Raw genomic sequence first — 14,339 nt, 5'->3', positions numbered from 1 at the left:
ACTTCCGCATGCGCACCTACGGCACCATCATTGCCACCGCCACCCTTGCCCTCGCCCTCGGCGCGAACGCCCTCGCGTCGCCGGCCGTCCAGGCGGCCCCGAGAGCCACGGCCACCGTCGTCCACGAGGACGGCGAGCTCTGGTACAAGGCCGCCCCCGGCCAGCAGAACAAGCTGACGGTCGACGAAGAGATCGAGCGGCGCGGTGAGTTCGAGTCGTACTACGTCCTCACCTTCCGCGACCGGAACGACATCGCCATCGACGCGAGTGCGGCGAGCGCGGACGAGTGCACCTACCCCACGCAGGGCGACCACACCGTCGTGCGCTGCGCGGTCGAGATCCCGCAGAACTCGGATGACTCGGACAGCTACGACATCGACCTCGGTGACAAGGACGACACCGCGACGCTCGAACCGGACAGCGATGCGTGGGCCGGGGTTTACGGCGGCAAGGGCAACGACGTGCTCAAGGGGTCCGTGTCCGCCATGCTCCACGGTGACGACGGCGACGACCGTCTCGACGGCGGCGGTGGTCCGTTCGGCTTCGGCTCCTTCGGAGGCCCGGGGAACGACACCCTCACCCATTGCGGGCAGGACTGCTTCGGCGGAGCCGGGAACGACTCCTTGACCGGCACCGATGAGGAGAACAACCTGCACGGCGACGATGGCAACGATGTCCTGCATGGCAGGGGCGGCGCCGACGTCCTCCAGGGCGGAAAGGGCAACGACAAGCTGTACGGCGAGCCGGGTAACGACGCGCTGTGGGGCAACAGCGGTGACGACGCCCTATGGGGCGGCCCGGGCACCGACAAGCTCTCCGGCGGCCCCGGCCGCAACGAGCTGCACCAGGACTGAGCTTGTCCTGCCTGCCAGGTGTGGGTCTGGGACGGCCATTCGCAGGATCGTCGGGCCCAGGACGGCGGGACGCAGGACACGCCTGATGAGGCGGTGCTCGCGGCGATCGTCTACGTGCTGGGCAATGGCCGTGCCTGGCGCGCGTTGCCGCCGTGCTTCGGGCCCTTCACGGGAACCGGGGTCGCTCCGCGCCTCAAAATGGCACCTTGTGGCTATGGCTTCTTCCCCTTCTGTTGTCGATCTGCGTGCCGACCCGGTCGACGAGGTGCTCGACCGGGTCGAGCGGTCTTTGGACGTTGGTTTGGAGCGGGGGAGTGTGGTGCGCAAGCGTCGCTCGGTCGGCGCGCGCACGGACCGCGGGACCTGGGTGCGGTTGGAGCGCCGTCAGGCCCGTTGACGACGCGAGTGGTCGCGCAGCAGCTTGCGGTACTGGCGCACGGTCGCCTCGTTGCTGGGTCCGCTACCGACGGGCGGTCTCCTGCACGCTGAGCAGCAACTCGTTCTCCATTACGGCAGTCACGACCCGCACCTCCACGACGGAGCCGTCAACGATGTGGCGCTCCAGAAACCGGTACACGTCGGGCGTGATCCTGGTGACTTCCTCGATCTGGATCGACAGGCCAGGCTGGCTGCCGCCCGCACTACGCAGGGATTCTCCCAGCGTCTCAAGGCCGAGGATCGCTCCATCTGTCGTCACGAGCGTGAAGGACTCGTGGTGTGCGCCCAGGAATGCGTGGAGGCTTTCGGCCTCTCCGTCCCTGAGCCACGCCACCAACTGGTCATGGTGTCGGGCCAAGAAGTTTCCGTTCATCCCCTAACTGTGGCAGCTGATGCCTACCGACCGACGGCGGGGGAGCGATTCGGGCCGCCGCCGGAGCGCTGTATCGCAGCAGGGCGAACGGTTGCTGATGTGGCACTAGGCAGCGGCCGCGTCCCACCGGGACCGTCCCACCGGGACGTTCCGCACCGCGCATGTGCCCGGACGGATGCCGGCGGGCGGCGGCCCGGCCGGCCTGTGCGTACCGTCGAAGCCATGCGATCGCTCCGGCAGGGAACGGTCTCCTTCGGCCTGGCCGCTTCTCTGAACTTTGGAGCTGTTCCGCCTGCTCCGCCTGCCGCCTCAGTACTGTGACTTCGCATGACCGAGACCGAGATCGAGACCGAGATCACCGCAGACCTGGTCCGCGAACTGCTGCAGGAGCAGCATCCAGACCTGGCGGGGCTGGCCATCCGCGAGGTGGCGGGCGGCTGGGGCAACCAAATGTGGCGCCTCGGGGACGAGTTGGCCGTGCGCATGCAGCGGATGGACCCCACCCCGGAGCTCCAGCTCAAGGAGCGGCGGTGGCTACCCGTGCTGGCCCCGCGCCTGCCGCTCCCGGTGCCGGTCCCGGTACGGTTCGGCGAACCGTCCGAGCGCTTCCCCAAGCACTGGACCGTGATGACGTGGGTTCCCGGCGAGCCGCTGGACCACGGCTCGATCAGCCGCGGCACCCACGCGGCCGACACGCTGGCGGGCTTCCTCCAGGCGCTCCATGTGGAGGCGCCCGCCGAGGCGCCGATCACCACGGACCGCAGTGCCCATCCCCGGAACTGCACGGACGGCTTCGAGAACTTCTTCCAGGCCGTTGCCCCCGACGACATCGCTGCCGACGTCCGGGCCGTCTGGGACGACGCCGTTGCGGCCCACGCATGGGAGGGCCCGCCGGTGTGGGTGCACGGCGACCTCCATCCCGCGAACGTCGTCGTCTCGGACGGAACGCTCTCGGGCATCGTCGACTTCGGTGACCTGTTCGCCGGCGATCCGGCGTGGGACCTCGCCGCCGCATGGGTGCTGCTGCCTGCGGGCACGGCCGCACGGTTCTTCGACAGGTACGCGCATGCAGACGAGGCGGCGATCCGGCGCGCCCGCGGGCTGGCCGCTCTGAAGAGCCTCTTCCTGATGCTCATGGGGCAGAACGGAGATCGGGGCCTTCCCGGCGGCAAGCCGAACTGGGGACCTGCAGGCCGGGCGGCACTTGATCGTGTTCTGAAGGGCGTTTGACGCACGCTACTTTGAACTTGTTCTCGATCTTGGCCGATGGCCGTCCGACTGGCCCCGGCTCCGTGTCTCTTCTGGGTCACCCTCTTTGTCCTGCTTGTTTTCCTCCGTTCGGGCTGCCGGTGGCCGCCGCTTCCACACCGGGAAGCACGGTGACGTACGGCACGCCGGTGCGTGGGTGCTCGGTCACCTCCGCCTCGACGCGGTAGACCTCGGCCAGCAGCGCGGGCGTGAACACCTCCGCCGGACTTCCGGTCGCGACCACCCGGCCGCCGTCCATCACGCAGATCCGGTCGCAGAAGGAGGCGGCCAGGTTGAGGTCGTGCAGCGCGACGACGGCGGTGACGCCCAGCCTTCGGACGAGCCGCAGTGCATCGAGCTGGTGACGCAGGTCCAGGTGGTTGGTCGGCTCGTCCAGCACCATCGTTCCCGTGCGTTGCGCGAGCGCACGGGCGATCAGGACCCGCTGCTTCTCCCCGCCCGAGAGCTGGTCGAAGGGCGCATGCGCCAGGGCACCGACGTGCAGTTCCGCCAGCGCTCGCAGGATGATGTCGCGGTCGTCCGCGTCATCGCCGGCAAACGCCCGCTTGTGCGGCGTACGGCCCATGGCGACCACGTCGTACACGGTGAGCTCGAAGTCCCCGGCGGTTTCCTGCAGGACGGACGCCAGTTGCTGCGCGAGCCGTTTGCCGGGCATCCGCCAGACGTCCGTCCCGTCCAGCAACACCCGGCCGGAAGTGGGGCGCTGCGCCCGGTAGAACGTGCGCAGCAGCGTCGACTTGCCGGCCCCGTTGGGACCCACGAGCGCCACCATCTCGCCGGGCGCCACATGTAGGGACACCTGGTCGACCAGGGTTTTGCCGTTGACTACGACGGAGACCTTTTGAGCATCGAGCGCCCCGGCCGCCGCTGTCGCGCTGGTCGTCATCGGGCCGCCTTCCGCCGCATCAGCCACAGGAAGAACGGGCCGCCGACCAGGGCGGTGAGAATGCCGACGGGTATCTCCTCCGGACTCATCATGGTGCGCGCGGCCAGGTCGGCGGCGATCAGGAAGGCCGCGCCCAGGAGCGCGGCGGCAGGCAGTGCACGGCGGTGGTCGGCGCCCACCAGCAGCCGAACCACATGCGGCATGATCAGCCCGACGAAGCCGATCTGCCCGCTGACCGCGACGATCGTGCCGATCATCAGCGCGACGAGGATGAAGAGCGCGGCCCGGAAGCGGTGCACGTCCAGGCCCAGGGCCGCTGCGGCCTCCTCCCCTGCCAGCAGGAGATTGAGCGAACGGCAGACACCGAGCAGGACCGCCGTCCCCAGCAGGACCGCACCCACCGGGATCCACACCGTCGCCCAGGTGGTGCCGGCCAGCCCGCCGAGCATCCACCGCAGCGCGGCCTGGGTCTTGTGCGGGTCGTGGGAGGTGACGATGAGAAAGCTGGCCAGCGCGGAGAGCACCTCGGCCATGGCCACACCCGCCAGTACCAGCCGCGCCGTGGTCATCCTCCCGCCGGAACGGGCCAGCAGATAGACGGCGACGAGCGCGGCCAGCGCGCCGCAGAACGCCGCGACGGGCAGGGAGAACATCCCGAACAGCGTGACGTTCAACACCAGCACGAGCACCGCACCGACCGACGCGCCCGACGAGACGCCGAGCAGCATCGGGTCGGCCAGCGGATTGCGGACCAGGGCCTGCAGCGCCGCCCCGGACACCGACAGTCCCGCGCCCACGGCTGCGGCCAGCAGAACCCGGGGCAGCCGGACGTCGACGACGATCGTCTCGCGCACCGGGGGCCACGCCGGCTCGGCCAGCGCCGGATGCACCCGGTGCAGCAGGATGCCCCAGACCTGGTCAGCCGGAATGCTGATCGAGCCCACCGAGATACCGGCCGTAGCGGCACCGACCAGCACGGCGCCCAGAACAACGAGCACCAAGGAGTAGGGAACCCCGGGGCGGCGCCTGGCGAGCGACCCGGGCGTCTCCCGCTCACCAGGCTCATCGACCACCCCAGCCCTCTCCTGCACATCGGTCACGTGAAGCGCCCCGGGTGGAGCTGGCGGGCCAGCGACTCCACGGCCGACGGAACCCGCACGCCGAGCACGGTGGACGACAGCGGCAGCACCGCGAAGCGCTTGTTCTTGATCGCCGGCACGTCCTTCAGCGCCGGGTTGGACAGCAGGAACTTCTTCTTGGCCTCGGCGGACTGGTCGCCGTAGTCGTAGATGACGATGACCTCGGGGGCCCGCTGCGCGACCTGCTCGAACGAGACATCACCAAAGGGCTTGTGCAGGTCGGCGAAGAGGTTCGCCCCGCCGGCCTGCTTGATCACCTCGTTGCCGATGCCCTTGCCGCCGGCGGTGAAGGCGGTCTTGTCGCCACTGTCGTAGACGACGACCTTGACCGGGGAGACCCCGGAGAGCTTGCGCTGCACGCCGTCGAGCACGCTGTGCAGACTCCGCACCTGCCGTTCGGCTCGTCCGCGCACGCCGAAAATCTTGGCGACGGTACGAATCTCCTCGTCCATCCGGTCCATCGTCACGGGCCCCTTGGAGCACTCCTCGATATTCAGATGGGTGTTGATCCCCGCCTTGCGCAAGGCGGCGCGGCCGCGCCCCTCCTTCTCGTCGAAGGTGCTGGCGAACCCGCCGTAGACGAAGTCGGGCTCGGCTGCCAGAAGCGTCTCGAACGAGGGGTACTCCTTCGACAGGGTTTTGACCCTGCTGTAGGCGTCCTGGTACTTCGGGAGGATCTTGTCGTCCAGGTAGCCCGTGCCCACCATCGACTTCTCCAGACCGAGTGCCAGCATGACCTCGGTCGCGTGCTGGTTCAGCGAGACGGCCCGCTGCGGCGGACGCTGATAGGTGGTCCGCACACCGCAGTTGGACACGGTGACGGGGAACCCCTTCGCGGCGGGGCCCGCGGACGAGGCGCCGGTCTGCTTGGCGGGACCGCCACAGCCGGACACCGAGAGGGCCACCAGCGCGGTCAGCAGCAGCGGCAGCGAGCGTCTGCTCTTCATGGGGGTTCCTTCCAGGCTCTTTCAGGAGGCGACACACGCCGCGAAGCGGGAGGCCACGGTTCCGCAAGTTATGCGTAACTGCGATGGTGATGCAATAAGGATCCTGAGGGGGAAGCGTGAGGAGAGAGGACGCGCGGATGCATGAGCCCGGCGTACGCGAACACCGACGTCGTTCAGCTCCAGCCGGAGGTTCCCCGGAATGGGACTGCGGACCGAGCGTGCCCAGATGACCAAGCGGTCGGCTCACTGCGCGGAGCCCCGGCTGCCGCGCACATCCCGCTTCCTTCCGCGACTGACCCGGGCGAGGCACCCATGATGACCACCGACATACTCGCTCAGATCTCCGCCATCGGTCCCTACTTCAAGGTGTCCAGCGGGCCACGGCCAGATGCCGCGGACTTCTCACTGCTTATCGACCTGCACAGCGAACAGAGGGCGCTGGAAGCCTCCGTCACTGCCATGGGCAAACGACTCGGCACCGACCAGCAACGGGTGGCCGCCTCGACTCTCCACATCGGAACGGCGGCCCGCCTGTGGTCGGTCGCCCTGGCCGCCACCGTACTGACAGGTGAGGTGCCCGACCTCGCGCCCGAACGGCTGTGGTGGCGCGCGGCCGCCTCCGGCCCGATCGACCTCTGGCTGCCCAAGATGCCCGCCGTGTCCCGCGGCGACGACCTGCCCGACGCCCTGTACGAAAGCATCGTCGTACGCCACCTGCGGCCGCTGGACGAGGCGATGCGCCGGCACTTCGGACTCTCATCAAAGGTGCTGCAGGGCAACGCCACCTCCGCACTCATGGGCGCCGTACGCACTCTGACCAGGCGCGCTCCGCATGCCCCGCACCCGCCGCTCCCGCTCGCCACCGCCCTACTGGAACGGGAGCCCCTCGCGAGCGCGGGCACCCTCATCCTCGACCCCCTCGAATACCGTCGCCACAACTGCTGCCTCTACTACCGGGTCTCGGGCTCCGGATACTGCGACGAGTGCGTCCTCCACCGCAGGCGGCAGTCTTCACGCGGCGCCGAGCGCGTCAACTCGGCCACTACGTAGTCGTCCTGCGCAGAGCGGCCGGTGACCCGTTGCGAGGCCGACATCGTGGGCAGGGCCCTCGCCTGCCGGTGTCGGGCGCAAGTTGGTTGGATCGCTCCGGGCCTGATGATCCGGGGTGTGGGGCGGCTCGGCCGGAGCTGGGGGAGTCGCCGACGAGCTGTGGGCGGTGCATGATGCGCCGAACAGAACGACCGCACCACTCGCCCCGCGCCTCTGCCGGAAGCTTCTTTTTTGGCTGCTCGGGGTGCTTAGGGACGGGGCGCCGGGCCCATGGTCTGTGGCGGTCAGTGCGGCTACGGTGCCGGCTTGAACGTCACCGTCGTATCCGGGCAGCCGGCCGCGATCGTCCGCAGGGCCCTGGTGCGGCGCACCGCTGCCTCCGGTCCGCGCTGCCCAACTTGCCCACCGGTTGTTCCGAGGCCGTGACCGGCTCCATCGACAACATCGGTACCGGCCTCGCCGCGAACCACACGCCAGGAGGAGGGGAACGCTGCCGCATCGCATCCCCACAGGCCGGCTCGGATACATGGCCGGATACGTCCTACGTGACAGATTGGCCGATTGTAAGACGGCGACGTTGCCGGGGAGTTGGCGCCGGGGCATGATCACTGCTCGTATCTACCTGATCACTCATCCGGGAGCCGATACGTGATACGCACCATCGCTTTGCGCGCTCTCCCTGCCGTCGCCGTGACCGGCGCCCCCGCCCTGCCCCTCGCCCAGGGAGCCCAGGTGGCTGCCCTGGCCCCCGTCGCCCCGGCGACTGCCGCTGTCGGTCATCCCGGCCAGGTCCGCCGGGGCGACACCGACTTCATGCACTCCCATCCGTGCGTCGAGGTCCGCTACGGCGACCTCGGCTCCCGGACCGGGTCCGCGTCGTCGCCTCGGCGGCGACGCTGATGTAGCGAGGCACCGGTGCCGCCCGACCCGGGCGGCCCGCCGGCTACCCGGTCATGACCGGCGACGGCCACGCCGCCACCGCCGTCTCCCGCCTTTGCCGCATCTCCTTCCGCCTCGTGGCGGCGTTCCTTCCTGTCTCCGGCGCAGCGACCCAGGACAGCGCGGCTGGGGTCACGGAGCGGTTGCTTACCGCAACCCCTCATTGCGTCGTTCGCTCGCATGCCCCGTTTCACGAGATTCCACAACAAGGGAGTTACTGATTTTCATGTACAAACGTCGGAGTTTACTCGTCTTCGCCACTGTGAGCGCGGCGATATGCACCGCTGGAGTCATGCCGTCGGTCAGCCACGCCGCCAGTGGCGGCGGCGGGGAAAGGGAGGGGTCCTACGCCGAAACGCACGGCCTGACGGCGGAGGACGTCAAGAACATCAACGCACTGAACGAAGGAGCCCTGACTGCGGGTCAACCTGGCAACTCTCTCGCGGAATTGCCGCCGAGCGCCAGTGCGCTCTTCCGGGCCCCCGACGCTGTCGACGAGAGGGTGACCCCTCCCGCCGAGCCGCTCAACCGGATGCCTGACGCGTACCGGGCCTCCGGAGGTAGGGCCACTACGGTCGTCAACAACTACATACGCAAGTGGCAGCAGGTCTACAGTCACCGCGACGGCGCCCAACAGCAAATGACCGAAGATCAGCGAGAAAAGCTGTCCTACGGCTGTGTTGGCATCACCTGGGTCAATTCGGGCCCCTACCCGACGAACAAATTGGCGTTCGCGTTCTTCGACGAGAACAAGTACAAGAGTAACTTGGAAAACAGCAGACCACGCCCCAATGAGACGCAAGCCGAGTTTGAGGGGCGCATCGCCAAGGACAGTTTCGACGAGGGGAAGGGTTTCAAGCGGGCGCGTGATGTGGCATCCGTCATGAACAAGGCTCTGGATACTGCGCACGACGAGGGGACTTACCTCGACAACCTCAAGACAGAGCTCGCGAACAAAAATGACGCTCTGCGCTACGAGGGCAGTCGCTCGAACTTTTACTCGGCGCTGAGGAATACGCCGTCCTTCAGAGAAAGGGATGGAGGCAACTACGATCCATCCAAGATGAAGGCGGTGGTCTACTCGAAACACTTCTGGAGTGGGCAGGACCAGCGGGGCTCCTCCGACAAGAGGAAGTACGGCGATCCGGATGCCTTCCGCCCCGACCAGGGCACAGGTCTGGTCGACATGTCGAAGGACAGGAATGTTCCGCGCAGTCCCGCCCAACCTGGCGAAAGTTGGGTCAATTTCGACTACGGCTGGTTTGGAGCTCAGGCGGAACCGGATGACGACAAAACCATATGGACCCACGCCAACCACTATCACGCGCCCAACAGCGGCCTGGGCCCCATGAACGTATACGAGAGCAAGTTCCGGAACTGGTCTGCCGGTTACGCAGATTTCGACCGCGGAACCTACGTCATCACGTTCATACCCAAGAGCTGGAACACCGCCCCCGCCGAGGTGAAGCAGGGCTGGTCGTAACAGCCGGGTAGGAGGGCGGGGTCACCTGGCCCTCCTACCCCAGCCCGCCACACGCCGGCGTCGATGCGGTCCCGGTCTTCTTCGGTCACACCCCAGCGGTTCAGGCGAGCCAGGACGAAGCGGCGTACGGTGCGCATGTGGCGCTTCCCGGAGGGCAGGGCGATCACGGCGTGCCGGCATCCTGGTTCAGGAAGCAGAAGCGGCGCCGGTGTTGGCCCCCCGGACCCCAAGGACGCGCCCTCGCCGGCACATGCAGTGCTACGGGCCAGTGGAATTTTCAGGTCAACGACGCTGACGGGACCTTTCAACCAAGGGCTGTCCCGTAACCCCCACGGACGAGTGACGTGCCGGTGGGCCGGCGCCTTCCTCATAGGGCGGCGCCGGCCTCGGCTCTACTCAGCGGGTTGCCGCCCATTGGTGGGCGCTGCCCTGGTGAACGGCGGCGTAGATGTGGTCGCGCAGCAGGTTGGCGTCATGGTCGGTGAGGGTCCGGTCCAGGTGCCGCAGGACTACTTTGAGGAGCACGTTCTTCGGGTCCGGGTGGGCTCCGAGCCGCTGCAGCGCTTGCGGCGGCAGTTCCGCGCACGGCGTCTGCGTGAGGATCTCGACCGCCTCCACGCAGTCAGCATCTGGACCCAGGGCGTCGCGGACCCGGTCTCCGAGATCTTCCGCCAGGTCATTGCGGTCTACGGCGACGGAGTGGAAGTAACTGTCAGCGCATTGCCTGCGGCTGGCTCCAGGCTCAGTCATCAGCCTCTTGGCATGCCACGTCGGCTCGGGCGGTGGCGCGTTCGGCCGAGGTGGGTTCAGACGTCTCCCAGCGCTTGTCGCCGGCGGCCGCGTAGGGGTCGGGGTAGTCGAAGCCTGCCTTGGCCATGCAGGTCTGCTACCGGTGCAGGGCGTCGCGTACTTCGGGGGTGCGCCGGGAGGTCTCCAGGGCGGTGCCGGTGAGCTGGTTGAAGGCGTGGAAGTCGGGGGGGGCGCGGTGTCGTCGGCGAGTTGGCGGTCGGCGGTCTTGCGGCAGCCCCCTTGCCGGAGCGACCGTAGGTCGCGCGCCGCATCTCGGCCAGGAGCGCCTCGCGTTCGTCCCAGGCGCGGCTGCGCCGTATCACCGACGGTGGGTCGGGGCTGGGGTGGTAGCCGTTGCGGAGGGCTTCCGCCTCGTCGGCTCCGTACCGCCGGAGGTTGGGCGGTTCGGTGTCCTGGGCGTCCACCAGGGACAGCGTCTTCCACTCCAGGCCCCGGCCCTTCATGCAGCGACGCGTGAGGATGTCCTGTGCGTCTTCCACGAGGTGGGTCTCGGCGACGGTCGACGCGTAGGCGTCCAGAGGGAGGCGGAGCTGCCTGGCGTGCCGGGAGACCGTCAGGGAGTGCGGGGCGGGCGTCGGTTCGTGCTCGGCGGCGGTCCAGCCCTGGCGCTGCCACCAGCCGATCGCCTTGCGCGCGATGGACAGCTCCCGGTTGACGGTGTCGGCGTCAATCTCGTCCGCCCGCGCCGCCGCCAGCTCGGCCGGAGTCTCCGGCAGCGCCGGATCGTCGATCGCGGCGACGGGGAAGACAGGCGGCTTCGCGCCCCCGGCGTGCTGCGGTGCCCCTCCGCGTCCGCTGCCCAAGATCTGTGCCAGAGCCCGCTCGAACCGTGCGAGCCGCACGAACGATGCCCCCCGGGGCCGCCATCGGGTCCCAGGGGGCCTCGTTATCGTCCTCTCGTGGCTCCGCCGCCAACTGCGTTCCGCACCGTACGAGAACACCGCGTGGTCTGCGTCGCCGCGCCTCCGATCGACGAGGTCGCTCACCCCCAAGTGCGGTGAGGTCTCGGAGGGTAATGGTGCTCAGCTGCGCTGAAGGTGCGCCCAGGGCCTTTTGTCATCTTCGTCCGTGGCAAGCCACCGGTTGGCTTTGAACGTGACGCCGTCGGTCGTGACCTTGTTCAGGTACCAGCCAGGCTTCTCACCTGTGTTGTCGTGCCAGATTGTGATGCTCTTGAGCCGGCCGACATCGCGGAGACCGAGAGTGAAGCGATCGGTCTTGCCGCGCTCGAAGTTATCTTCGGAGTTGTCAAGCTTGTGCTTTACGTAACCCCTGGTGCCGTAGATGGTGATGGAGACGTTCGCGTCGGTGCCAGCATCCGCCCTGTTACCGGTGTACACGGTAACGCGGTATTGGTGGTGAGCCGCACCGCTCCCCTTGTTCAGGGGAACGGATGGTGCGTTCTGCCGCCCGGAATACGCGTGGTCCGATCCGACGCGGGGTGTGACGCCGGCAGCGGCGCTTTCTGAGGTCGCCATGGTGGTGGTGGTGGCGGCAAGCGCCATCGTGCCTGCGACGACCCGACCGATACGCATCTTCACGACATGCTCCTTTCGGCTGGTGGTGTGGATACGCCCCGTACCCTTGCCTTATTTCGTCGGCGGGACCCGGGCAACGAGGCTTCTGATGTGCCTCGCCTGTATGTCCGAGGATCCGTTACCGACCAGCCTGCCGGGGCCCTTGACGAAGGTCGTTAGCAGTGGGTCCACACCTCTGCGCAATCCGTCCACATTCCGCCGGATACACGGCGGTGAGACAGCCACCCGAGAGAACGCCTGGATGGTTCAGCCTGCCCAGTCGAGTCCGAGGGCGGCGAGTGCGGACCGCCCGCAACCGCCAGTGTCGGGGTGGAGCCGCATTCGTGGAGCGCGTTCGCGGGCGCCGGGCGCGGTCGCCACCGTCATCGACTCCCAGTCCGTGGAGGCCGCGGAGACCGTCGGGAGGATTCGCGCGGCTGCGACGGCGCGAAGAGGATCAATGGCCGCAACTACCTGGCGTAGACGTCAAGGGCCTGCCGCTGTTCGTCCTGGTCACCCGGGCCGACATGACTGACCGCGAGGCGGCGAAGGAAGTGCTGTTCCGGCTGCGGCTGATGCACCCCGAGATCGCGATCGTCTGGGCGGACTCGGGCTATGCCGGACAGTGACCGGCCGAGAGGCACAGGTGTGCTCCCTCCTCCTCCGGACCCGGTTTCGCCTGGGCGTTGTGCGCCCCATTCCGAGCCTCCCTAGCTCCTTCAGCGCGGCCGCGTCACTCTCCATCGCGCGGCGGACCACTTCGTCGGCCTCGGCGCGGTGCCGCCCGACCGAATGGCCGGAACTAAAGTTTCCGAGAAACCCAGTGGTAACTAAAGTTGTCGCATGACTTCGATTGAGATCACCCCCGAAGAGAGGGCCGAGCTGGGCAAGGCCCTTACGGACGCCCTCAACCCACTCGCAGCGGCTATTCGCTCCCGCCAGTCAGGGCTGTCCACGGCCCGCATGTGGGAGGCGGACCCGGTTGATGTGGCTCTGTCCGTACTCGCCGCCTGGAAGGTGATGGATTCGGAGGTCAAGCAGCTGACGGCGCGCTCGGCGGCGACAGCCGGCTCCTACGGCGCGAGCTACGAGCAGATGGGTGCGGTCTGGGGCATCACCCGCCAGGGCGCGCGCAAGAAGTGGCCCGACGCGGTTCCCCGTCCCGCAGCCGCGGCGGTGAAGGCGGGCGCGGTGCTCGAACTCTTCGGCGGCAGAGCCGAATTGGTGCAGGATCCGTCGTCCGGCGGCTGGGCCTGGGTGGGCGAAGGCGCGGACGCCACGCGCGACGCTGCCGAGGACGGCACCTGGTACGCGACGAAGGAAGAGGCCGCCGCTCGTGCCGGAGCCTTCCTGCGGGAGCACGCCGCCACCGACGCGTAGTGCTCCAGTGCGGTTTCGCCCGGCCCGCTACCGGGCCCGGGAAGGAAAACAGGCACTCATGTTGGACAGATATGCGATGTGAGCCGGTGGCACACGGCTCTCTCCACCAGGGTATTCATCTGCTGCGTATCGGCGACTGGTGAACTCCTGAACTTCCGTATCAGGGAGCACGTGCTGTTCAAGGGCTCGTGAGGCAGCTGAGGGGGAAGAGATGCTTACCGAGAGGCTGTTCCGGACTGACGACTTACCGCCGGCGGACCGGTTCGACTGCTGGCGCGAACTGGTCAGTGGGACGCATGCTCCGCTGGACTTGTGCAGCGACCACCGGGCGGACTTTCTGGCTTCGCAACGTGTACTGGACCTCGGTGCTGTGTCAGTGTGGCCGACGACGTTCCAGCCAGTGAGCTTTCGACGAACGCCGAAACTCATCCGCCAATCCGATCCAGAGGGGCTGCACCTCTCTCTGTCGTTGCACGGGGCGTTGCGCGCCGTTCGGAGCAACGAGGAGACCGTCCACGGTCCGGACAGCCTGTGCGTCGTCGATACCTCGCGGCCCGTCGACGTTCATGCGGGCGACGACTCAAGGCCGCACACGGGAGTCGGGCTGGAGGTCCCCAAAGCTCTGCTGCCACTGCCTCAGCACACGTTCGATCGAGTCACTACCGTGCGTCTGTCAACCCGCGAAGGTTTTGGCGCCCTGCTGGCACAGTTGCTCACTCAGCTGGCGAACGACACCTCTTCTTACCAGGCGGCTGACGGGCCCCGGCTCGGGACAGTGGTGATCGACCTGCTGTCGGCGCTGCTCGCCAACGTCCTCGACGCCGACAGGTCGCTCCCCCCGGAAACTCACCGACAGGCCCTCGTGCTGCGTATTCGGGCCTTCGTCCAGCAGCATCTGCACGAGCCGAATCTGACCCCGTGCACCATCGCTGCCGCGCACCACATCTCTCGCAGCTACCTGTACCGCCTCTTTGAGGACGAAGAGGAGTCAATCGCTGCCTGGGTTCGTGGCCAGCGCTTGGAGCACGCTCGCCGTGACCTCGCACAGCCCGCCATGCGCACCACCCCCATCCACGCCATCGCCGCCCGCTGGTGCTTCACACACGCCGCCGACTTCACCCGCGCCTTCCGACGGGAATACGGCATGTCACCCAGGGAATACCGCAGCTTCGCCATCGCCCACAGTGCGATGTGAGCCGTGGCGCACGGCTCTGTCCACCAGGGTATTTATCTGCTGCGTATCGGCGACTGGTG

15 protein-coding genes and 2 pseudogenes are annotated in these 14,339 nt (G+C 67.8%); 10 read left to right on the top strand and 7 right to left on the bottom strand.

Features of this window, described 5'->3' with window-relative positions; translation table 11 throughout:
* Nucleotides 1-8: 8 nt before the first annotated feature.
* The 3 genes and pseudogenes from ACZ4XD_RS27205 to ACZ4XD_RS27195 all read left to right on the top strand — a co-directional run bounded on the left by ACZ4XD_RS27205 (nt 9) and on the right by ACZ4XD_RS27195 (nt 1,251).
* Nucleotides 9-854: a calcium-binding protein gene (locus ACZ4XD_RS27205; RefSeq protein WP_468046302.1), complete on the top strand. Its 846-nt coding sequence runs from the start codon at nt 9-11 to the stop codon at nt 852-854.
* 51 nt (nt 855-905) lie between these two features.
* A pseudogene (locus ACZ4XD_RS27200) lies at nt 906-1,016 on the top strand (IS5/IS1182 family transposase); the annotation flags it as partial.
* 52 nt (nt 1,017-1,068) lie between these two features.
* Nucleotides 1,069-1,251 (top strand): hypothetical protein, encoded by a 183-nt coding sequence (locus ACZ4XD_RS27195; RefSeq protein WP_468046384.1) that lies wholly within the window; start codon nt 1,069-1,071, stop codon nt 1,249-1,251.
* Nucleotides 1,252-1,314: 63 nt separating this feature from the next.
* Here ACZ4XD_RS27195 and ACZ4XD_RS27190 read toward each other — a convergent pair whose 3' ends face one another.
* On the bottom strand, nt 1,315-1,665 hold the full coding sequence (locus ACZ4XD_RS27190) for a hypothetical protein (protein WP_468046300.1): 351 nt from the start codon (nt 1,663-1,665) through the stop codon (nt 1,315-1,317).
* Nucleotides 1,666-1,992: 327 nt separating this feature from the next.
* Here ACZ4XD_RS27190 and ACZ4XD_RS27185 point away from each other — a divergent pair, with 327 nt between their 5' ends.
* Nucleotides 1,993-2,895 (top strand): aminoglycoside phosphotransferase family protein, encoded by a 903-nt coding sequence (locus ACZ4XD_RS27185; RefSeq protein WP_468046298.1) that lies wholly within the window; start codon nt 1,993-1,995, stop codon nt 2,893-2,895.
* A gap of 76 nt (nt 2,896-2,971) precedes the next feature.
* On the opposite strand, the gene ACZ4XD_RS27180 is transcribed toward ACZ4XD_RS27185, so the two are convergent.
* The 3 genes from ACZ4XD_RS27180 to ACZ4XD_RS27170 are packed head-to-tail and all read right to left on the bottom strand — an operon-like array spanning nt 2,972 to nt 5,906.
* Complete coding sequence (locus tag ACZ4XD_RS27180; protein WP_468046296.1) at nt 2,972-3,820, bottom strand: ABC transporter ATP-binding protein; 849 nt, start codon at nt 3,818-3,820, stop codon at nt 2,972-2,974.
* Nucleotides 3,817-4,893, bottom strand: a complete 1,077-nt coding sequence (locus ACZ4XD_RS27175; RefSeq protein WP_468046294.1) for a FecCD family ABC transporter permease — start codon at nt 4,891-4,893, stop codon at nt 3,817-3,819. The genes ACZ4XD_RS27180 and ACZ4XD_RS27175 overlap by 4 nt, the downstream gene beginning before the upstream one ends.
* A gap of 23 nt (nt 4,894-4,916) precedes the next feature.
* The gene (locus ACZ4XD_RS27170) at nt 4,917-5,906 is read right to left on the bottom strand and encodes an ABC transporter substrate-binding protein (protein ID WP_468046292.1); all 990 of its coding nucleotides are present in this window, start codon (nt 5,904-5,906) and stop codon (nt 4,917-4,919) included.
* Nucleotides 5,907-6,221: 315 nt separating this feature from the next.
* Between ACZ4XD_RS27170 and ACZ4XD_RS27165 the strand changes: the two genes are divergently transcribed.
* The 3 genes from ACZ4XD_RS27165 (at nt 6,222) to ACZ4XD_RS27155 (ending at nt 9,378) form a co-directional block, all read left to right on the top strand.
* Nucleotides 6,222-6,956, top strand: coding sequence for a (2Fe-2S)-binding protein (locus ACZ4XD_RS27165; protein WP_468046290.1), 735 nt, complete (start codon nt 6,222-6,224; stop codon nt 6,954-6,956).
* 666 nt (nt 6,957-7,622) lie between these two features.
* A complete protein-coding gene (locus ACZ4XD_RS27160) occupies nt 7,623-7,856 on the top strand; it encodes a hypothetical protein (protein ID WP_468046288.1) in 234 nt (77 codons plus the stop codon).
* A gap of 265 nt (nt 7,857-8,121) precedes the next feature.
* Nucleotides 8,122-9,378: a protein-glutamine gamma-glutamyltransferase gene (locus ACZ4XD_RS27155; RefSeq protein ID WP_468046286.1), complete on the top strand. Its 1,257-nt coding sequence runs from the start codon at nt 8,122-8,124 to the stop codon at nt 9,376-9,378.
* Between the two features lie 396 nt (nt 9,379-9,774).
* Here the strand turns inward: ACZ4XD_RS27155 and ACZ4XD_RS27150 are convergent, their stop codons facing one another.
* From ACZ4XD_RS27150 to ACZ4XD_RS27140, 3 genes are all read right to left on the bottom strand, one after another.
* On the bottom strand, nt 9,775-10,128 hold the full coding sequence (locus ACZ4XD_RS27150; RefSeq protein WP_468046284.1) for a hypothetical protein: 354 nt from the start codon (nt 10,126-10,128) through the stop codon (nt 9,775-9,777).
* Nucleotides 10,129-10,184: 56 nt separating this feature from the next.
* On the bottom strand, nt 10,185-11,030 hold the full coding sequence (locus ACZ4XD_RS27145; protein WP_468046282.1) for a hypothetical protein: 846 nt from the start codon (nt 11,028-11,030) through the stop codon (nt 10,185-10,187).
* A gap of 180 nt (nt 11,031-11,210) precedes the next feature.
* The gene (locus tag ACZ4XD_RS27140; RefSeq protein ID WP_468046377.1) at nt 11,211-11,723 is read right to left on the bottom strand and encodes a PLAT/LH2 domain-containing protein; all 513 of its coding nucleotides are present in this window, start codon (nt 11,721-11,723) and stop codon (nt 11,211-11,213) included.
* 319 nt (nt 11,724-12,042) lie between these two features.
* Here ACZ4XD_RS27140 and ACZ4XD_RS27135 point away from each other — a divergent pair.
* The 3 genes and pseudogenes from ACZ4XD_RS27135 to ACZ4XD_RS27125 all read left to right on the top strand — a co-directional run.
* Nucleotides 12,043-12,331: pseudogene (locus tag ACZ4XD_RS27135) on the top strand (transposase); the annotation flags it as partial.
* Between the two features lie 217 nt (nt 12,332-12,548).
* Nucleotides 12,549-13,085 (top strand): hypothetical protein, encoded by a 537-nt coding sequence (locus ACZ4XD_RS27130; RefSeq protein WP_468046280.1) that lies wholly within the window; start codon nt 12,549-12,551, stop codon nt 13,083-13,085.
* Between the two features lie 211 nt (nt 13,086-13,296).
* Nucleotides 13,297-14,280 (top strand): AraC-like ligand-binding domain-containing protein, encoded by a 984-nt coding sequence (locus tag ACZ4XD_RS27125; protein ID WP_468046278.1) that lies wholly within the window; start codon nt 13,297-13,299, stop codon nt 14,278-14,280.
* The last annotated feature ends 59 nt before the right edge of the window (nt 14,281-14,339 follow it).

The sequence above is a fragment of the Streptomyces sp. NPDC029466 genome (genome assembly GCF_055574515.1).
The sequence above is the reverse complement of the archived record's forward strand: the minus strand, read 5'-3'. Positions and strand labels throughout refer to the sequence as shown.

Coding starts and splice junctions, on each gene's coding strand:
- ACZ4XD_RS27205 (WP_468046302.1), top strand. CDS start 9: ATGCGCACCTACGGCACCATCATTGCCACCGCCACCCTTGCCCTCGCC.
- ACZ4XD_RS27195 (WP_468046384.1), top strand. CDS start 1,069: ATGGCTTCTTCCCCTTCTGTTGTCGATCTGCGTGCCGACCCGGTCGAC.
- ACZ4XD_RS27190 (WP_468046300.1), bottom strand. CDS start 1,665: ATGAACGGAAACTTCTTGGCCCGACACCATGACCAGTTGGTGGCGTGG.
- ACZ4XD_RS27185 (WP_468046298.1), top strand. CDS start 1,993: ATGACCGAGACCGAGATCGAGACCGAGATCACCGCAGACCTGGTCCGC.
- ACZ4XD_RS27180 (WP_468046296.1), bottom strand. CDS start 3,820: ATGACGACCAGCGCGACAGCGGCGGCCGGGGCGCTCGATGCTCAAAAG.
- ACZ4XD_RS27170 (WP_468046292.1), bottom strand. CDS start 5,906: ATGAAGAGCAGACGCTCGCTGCCGCTGCTGCTGACCGCGCTGGTGGCC.
- ACZ4XD_RS27165 (WP_468046290.1), top strand. CDS start 6,222: ATGACCACCGACATACTCGCTCAGATCTCCGCCATCGGTCCCTACTTC.
- ACZ4XD_RS27155 (WP_468046286.1), top strand. CDS start 8,122: ATGTACAAACGTCGGAGTTTACTCGTCTTCGCCACTGTGAGCGCGGCG.
- ACZ4XD_RS27150 (WP_468046284.1), bottom strand. CDS start 10,128: ATGACTGAGCCTGGAGCCAGCCGCAGGCAATGCGCTGACAGTTACTTC.
- ACZ4XD_RS27140 (WP_468046377.1), bottom strand. CDS start 11,723: ATGCGTATCGGTCGGGTCGTCGCAGGCACGATGGCGCTTGCCGCCACC.
- ACZ4XD_RS27130 (WP_468046280.1), top strand. CDS start 12,549: ATGACTTCGATTGAGATCACCCCCGAAGAGAGGGCCGAGCTGGGCAAG.
- ACZ4XD_RS27125 (WP_468046278.1), top strand. CDS start 13,297: ATGCTTACCGAGAGGCTGTTCCGGACTGACGACTTACCGCCGGCGGAC.